Origin of the sequence: Shewanella sp. 10N.286.45.A1, assembly GCF_041470405.1 — a bacterium.
GTDB lineage: Bacteria > Pseudomonadota > Gammaproteobacteria > Enterobacterales > Shewanellaceae > Shewanella.
In genome coordinates this window covers 1-1,902 of the sequence record NZ_JBFRMK010000212.1, presented here as the reverse complement: position 1 = coordinate 1,902, position 1,902 = coordinate 1, and the positions used below count along the sequence as shown (strand labels likewise).

At 38.3% G+C, this 1,902-nt stretch carries 2 protein-coding genes; both read right to left on the bottom strand.

Features of this window, described 5'->3' with window-relative positions; all coding sequences use genetic code 11:
• On the bottom strand, positions 1 to 172 hold a 172-nt coding region (locus tag AB4238_RS15635), incomplete at its 3' end, for a transposase (RefSeq protein ID WP_372034263.1).
• A 447-nt stretch (positions 173 to 619) separates the two neighbouring features.
• Positions 620 to 1,444: a hypothetical protein gene (locus tag AB4238_RS15630; protein WP_372034262.1), complete on the bottom strand. Its 825-nt coding sequence runs from the start codon at positions 1,442 to 1,444 to the stop codon at positions 620 to 622.
• Between the last annotated feature and the right edge of the window lie 458 nt (positions 1,445 to 1,902).

Sequence of the window (1,902 nt, the reverse complement as noted above, 5' to 3'; positions counted from 1 at the left end):
TTAATGTTTTACCTGGCACCGGGCGACCCTCTTTTTTGGCTTTATCTCGCCAATGATACAGGGTTTGATAGGAGATCCCCTCACTGCGAGCCACTTCCATGACAGTCATATTGTGGGGAGGTAATAATTTCTTTAAAACCGCTTCTTTACGTTCAGGTGAATATCGTGCCATTGAGCTCTCATTGACCGCCCCCTTTATTTAATTATTGGATGATTTTAAGGGGTGACAACAATCCTGACACAGGAGGGATAAGCATTTTGATAAAACTTGTTTCGCATTCATGGCATTTACTCGTGGTAATTTTTGTTTGGCGATAAATTTGATCACAAAATACCATTAATGATCCTTATTGTTTTTCCTATCTCATTATTTCTATTTGTCTTTTTGTGAGGATTCGTCAGACACTGCCCCCACATATCTTCAGACTTTATCTGCGGCATTAATGTCAAGGGTAACCACTTCAAGGAGTAAATCTGTGGGTAACGGTTTGCGCATCGGCTTTTTACGCGCGGTTTTTCCCTGGGTGATGAAATAAATCAAATGGAAAGCTATTTCTTTCCATTTGATTACCATAAATAGATTTTACGACCAAACAACAGTTAATTACTTGTACTGAAGTTAATTACTTATACAGATTGGATGTGCAGTATATTCAGTACCAGAAAGAGGGTTTATGACGTCACCATTACTGGGCTTTACGAGAATCCGCCAGCCTTGCTCTGTAGTAGCCCAAACAAAAACATCATCTTCGAATTCACCGGTTCCAACTGGGACCTTTGAAGCTGGCGGTAGCTGCCAAGAGTTAAGATTTTCAAGAGTGTTAAGTTTTAAATAATCACAAAACCTATTAGCTTCTGAAAATGTGACCCCATTTTCAAATAAAGTAATAGGGTAGTCATCGCCTAGAGCGAGGTTTAATGCCATTTCACTTGGTGGATATGAAATTGTATTTTCATTTATTAGAAAGTTGTTAACGCAAGCACCAGATTCATTGTCAAAACAAGAGTCTAAATTTTCTGATATTCGAATATCTCTAATGTCTGACTTATTTGAAGCTTTATGATAAGCTGTGATAGTCGTTGTTCTTCCTGAAGAATTGGTAAGTCCCTCAAGCTCAGAATTATTGTTTATTTTCACGAGAGCGGTGTCACCTATTTCCCACTCTATTTCATCTGTTATTACTTTACGGCTGCCTTCTGGTGTTAGAGCTATTACTTTCAAGCTTACCGCTTTTTCTGAACCAGTGCCTATAACGAGAGCATTTCCAAAACTTGATCCAACAATTTCCATTGTAATACTTTCAAAATTGACTGTAACTCCTGAATCAGAACCAGAACCAGAACCTGAATCCACATTAGAATTAGAATCCGAACTGGAACTATTACACCCGCAAATAAGTGCAGTGGAAAGACCTAACATAACTAATAAATTTATAGGTTTCATAAAGTACATGCCTTAACAATGGAAGGATTTTCAAGAAATAGCGAATAAATTATAGCCATTAAAACAAACGCACGCAAGGCGGAAGAGGAGCTCAGAGTGGAGGTTGTAAATATTTTGGCCTAGCGGCTTATTAAAAAGTAGCCTAATACTCAACTAATATTAGGCACGATCTTAGAGTTGAATCAGAACAATCGTTCTGATTCATTGGGCATCAGTCCGCCACTGTGTCAGGATAATTGTCGCCTAAGTTTTCCATATACAATCACTAGCCAGCCATTGATAATCAACAACATAACGAGCTAGGAGCTAGACTTCAATTCTCGTATTCTTATCATGAATATTCCTCCCTAAAGAGGATCTAAGTGTGAATTATGCGAAAAATGATGAAATTTGGCTGAAATAGCTTTCAGAGAAGCGCAGTTGCGGTGTTTTTCAAGGCAGTTGGCACTCTTTACTTA

Bases quoted from the DNA above. Each gene is read 5' to 3' on its own strand.
- AB4238_RS15630 (WP_372034262.1), bottom strand. From the start codon at position 1,444: ATGAAACCTATAAATTTATTAGTTATGTTAGGTCTTTCCACTGCACTT.